This window comes from Tumidithrix elongata BACA0141 (genome assembly GCF_036349135.1).
Lineage (GTDB): Bacteria > Cyanobacteriota > Cyanobacteriia > Pseudanabaenales > Pseudanabaenaceae > Tumidithrix > Tumidithrix elongata.
In genome coordinates this window covers 1-3,660 of sequence record NZ_JAZBJZ010000214.1, presented here as the reverse complement: position 1 = coordinate 3,660, position 3,660 = coordinate 1, and the positions used below count along the sequence as shown (strand labels likewise).

The window sequence follows — 3,660 nt, the reverse complement described above, 5'->3', positions numbered from 1 at the left end:
CCTATAACTTTGGGGGCTTTTTTTCTACCCTAAACTTCTCAAACACGCTCTTAGGGTTCGGTCCATTCTCAATCAAAAAGTTGACAATATTGGAACCAAGGCAGATGTGGCGCACGATCAGGTAGCAAGCCTCTGGCGAGACAAAATGATTTAAAAAGAATGCCGCTGCGCGATGCATGAATTTATAAGCGCTAAACTGAAACGGTAGTAAGCGTTTCACTGTCATGATTGTTGCGAGTAAGAAATTTGCAACCAGTTTGATCGGAATGAGCAGATAGTTGCGCGTCCAACTTTGTAAATCCTTTAGCATATAGGCTTTTGCCAAGGGGTCGAGCGGAATTGCCCGATCGAGAAAGAGAATGTCCCAAGTATTCGGGTTGAGGCGATCGTGGGGTAAGGGCGTATAGACCGTCGCTGCTAAATCCTCAGGTAAATCGTTCTGCTTGCGATCGCTAAATTCTAAATTTGGCATTTCCAACCCTCCTCACTGAATCTCTTCTAGTTGTAGCAAATACAGGCGCGCCGTGACTTTAGCTGTTTTGACAATTCGATGTGCGATCGCTTCGGTCATCCACTCCGCATGAATAATGCCATCTAGCTTATCAATGTGCGATGCATCGTTGGCGCTATGATAAGCAAGAAAAGAAACCTGCTCGTCGAGCAAATCCAAAGTTTGTTTGATTTGCTCTGCCCATTGTCCCGCAAGTTTGTTGCCCAAGCCCTCGATGATAAACATGCTGCCAATCAGATCGACAGGATTTGGCTGGGAAGCTTGGTTAAAAATAAACCCAGATAATGCTTCGCTTCCAATATTTTTCTCCGCCTCGGCAATTTCGGCTAACTCCCCACCCACAGCAACGTAATTGCGTTCCAGCATTTGATAATCGCGATGTTCGTCTTGGGCATGACCGATAAATGTCGATCGCAACCGAAAATCAATCATATTAGAAGCAGCACGGGCAATCCAACGCGCACCATCTACCACCTGAGGACGCAGATTCCGCAGCAGGGCTTTGTAATCCTCTAGGGTAAACTCCCCTCGATGCAACTTACGCACGATCGGCACAGACCGAATTTTGCGCTCAAACTCTAGCCATACCATGGCTAATTGACGAGTAAGGTAGGCAGAGGCTGACTCTTGAGGTTGGAACGTGCGATCGATAGAAGATGCGGGAATTATAGTAGGGATTGCAGTAGGGATTTCAGTAGGAATTGTAATTGACTGGCGATTTGGTTCATGCTCCACCCCAGTTCCATAGTTCTCGATCGCAGTTAACATCATGTAAGCCGTGGTAAATCTTCCACTCTCTGGAATGAAGCAAAAAATCTTTTGACCGTGCTGCAACTTGCCAGAATTGAATAGCTCTTCCAACATCAGATAAATGGCAGCACAGCCAGTATTGCCTCTGGTGTAGAGATTAGTGAACCATTTGTGTTCTGGAATCATACAGCCAGCTTTTTCCAGCAAGTCCACAATTTGTCCCCGAAAGAAATGTGACGAGTAATGGCAGAGCAACCAATCGATTTCGCTAGGCTGAACGCGCCCGAGTTCGATCAAACGCAGCCAGCCTTCTACTCCCAATTTAATTACATCATCCAATAGGCGAATATTTTGGCGAAGATTTAAGGCTCCATTCCTTGCAGCATCAACATAGGAAGGATATTGCATCCAAGTTTTTTGCTGGGATTCATCCGTAGCCCCTGCATACATACAGACAGGGTAGGCATTAGCATGGGAGATTAATTCAATCCATTCTATCTTGAGGCTAATACCCTGAGCATTTGGATGGTTTTGAACCAAACAAGCGCCTGCCCCATCTGATAACATCCAACGCAAAAATTCGGTATCAAAGGGGAGAGGTTTGCCTGCTTTGACCAGATCTTCAGCCTCAAATCTCGTGTGTTTAAATAGTCTGGATGGCATCTCTGAGGCAACTGCGATCGCTCCCCGTTTCCTCCCCAATTCCACTTGCGAAGCTGCATACTTCAGCGCTGAAATTCCCGTACAGCAAACACCTTGGGTAGAAATAGTTTCTAAGGGCGATAACTCCGGTAATTCACCATGTACCATGCTGGCAAATCCCGGTACTAATACATCTGCCCAAGTCGTTCCTGCTGCTAGCAGATCGATCGCGGATGGTTCGAGATTGACTTGCGATAGAGCATCGCGCACGGCATAGGCAGCCATTTGACTATTTAAGAAGGTACTATTTTGCTCCCGATCTAAGGCATAGTAACGTTGCTGGATACCATTACTTTTAAGAATGCGATTTTTGGCTTTAGACGGGCGATCGCCAATCTTACCCAGATAGGTTTCCATGTCATCATTACCAATGGGGTTACCGGGTAAAAACTTCCCAATACTATTAGGCATTATCCATAGAGTTATCCCAACACGAGAGGTTAGTTACACTCCGAATCTATGTCCTTTCTTTGAATGATATGTCAGCTAGTGTGCCAGTTTGGCAAATGGCACTAAGCCCGATTTAATGACTGGGTTGCCATCGAATCCGATAACGCCGTAGCAAAACTGGATTTTCTAGGGCTAAAACTAGGCTCATACGTCTGGCAAATAGGGTTTTCTCGAATCCCGAGCATTGTTGGATGCGTTCTTCCTCAGCCCGATCGCGACTGCCTCCTCGTCCAATCTCTACAATTACGCATTCATTGGCGATCGCAAATCCTGTGGGAAAGTTAAGCCGTAGATAAAGATGATCTGTCGGTGTATTGATACTGTAGCTCTTCTCGCAAAAAGCTTCCTTGAGTGGGTAGGTTCCATTCGCTATCCGCATCGCCAGATCTGCTTGGGTCATGGGAAAGTAATTATCAGTCACTTGGGAATAGTGGTAAACCAGCCGTTGCCCCTGTGTCAAGGGCGGATCGAACTTCACTTGAAATAACGGGCGTTTTTCATCCTGTACCAGCAGTTCGTGCGTGACTTTAACTCTAGGAGAATGAGACCAAACCTCTAGGCTTTTGGGAAAGACACTGGCACGGGGACTGCGATCGTCAATGATAATTCCATGAGCGGTTTGCATAACTTCATCCTGTAAACATTGCACGCTAACTTGGGTCTCGTTTTGAATGCGATCGCTGGCAATATCCAACTCAGAGCGAACCGCAAGGCGCAGGAGGGGTGTCGCATCGCGATCAGAGTTTTGAAGATTCGCTTTGGGCTTAGCGTAAAACTCTGTGTAAAGTGCCACAATTCGTGCAATTCTACCTACCGTGCCCAAATCCTCTGCCAATCGAGGATCGATGATTGCCAGTTGTTCCGCTGCCTGGGCGATCGTTCGATCTACGGTTCGTTCCCCAATGCGTAATTTAGTTGCAACCTGACGCTTACCATAGCCATTGGCTAGAAGTTCTAGTACGGCAGCTTGACGAGGGGATAATGTTGGTAGATCTTTGTGGGTCAAGAGTTTGAGGTTGAATCAGTAAAATGGGCTATTCCGTTCTCGATATTGCTAAGCAAGGCTCTGTAATCGTTCTCTTGGAATAAATCGTGGATTTCTAACGCTTGCTCGCGATCGCAGATCAAAAGGCATGGATCGGGTCGTTTAATTAACAGGATTACTTCGATTTCATGGGGATTAAACCGCTTGATTGGCCAATTCAAGGATGAAATGCAACGGGGTCTGATGAAGCAAAGAATACTTC

3 protein-coding genes and 1 pseudogene are annotated in these 3,660 nt (G+C 46.3%); all 4 read right to left on the bottom strand.

Annotated elements, in window-relative coordinates:
- Positions 1-52: 52 nt before the first annotated feature.
- Positions 53-397: pseudogene (locus tag V2H45_RS25345) on the bottom strand (DUF6999 family protein); the annotation flags it as partial.
- An 87-nt stretch (positions 398-484) separates the two neighbouring features.
- Entirely contained in the window at positions 485-2,374 is a 1,890-nt protein-coding gene (locus V2H45_RS25340; protein ID WP_330486477.1) for a beta-ketoacyl-ACP synthase III, read from the bottom strand.
- Between the two features lie 112 nt (positions 2,375-2,486).
- The gene (locus V2H45_RS25335) at positions 2,487-3,419 is read right to left on the bottom strand and encodes a LuxR C-terminal-related transcriptional regulator (protein ID WP_330486476.1); all 933 of its coding nucleotides are present in this window, start codon (positions 3,417-3,419) and stop codon (positions 2,487-2,489) included.
- On the bottom strand, positions 3,416-3,660 hold a 245-nt coding region (locus V2H45_RS25330; RefSeq protein WP_330486475.1), incomplete at its 5' end, for a hypothetical protein. The genes V2H45_RS25335 and V2H45_RS25330, both read right to left, overlap by 4 nt.

Excerpts from the sequence above, each read along its gene's own strand:
- V2H45_RS25340 (WP_330486477.1), bottom strand. The coding sequence starts at position 2,374 with ATGCCTAATAGTATTGGGAAGTTTTTACCCGGTAACCCCATTGGTAAT.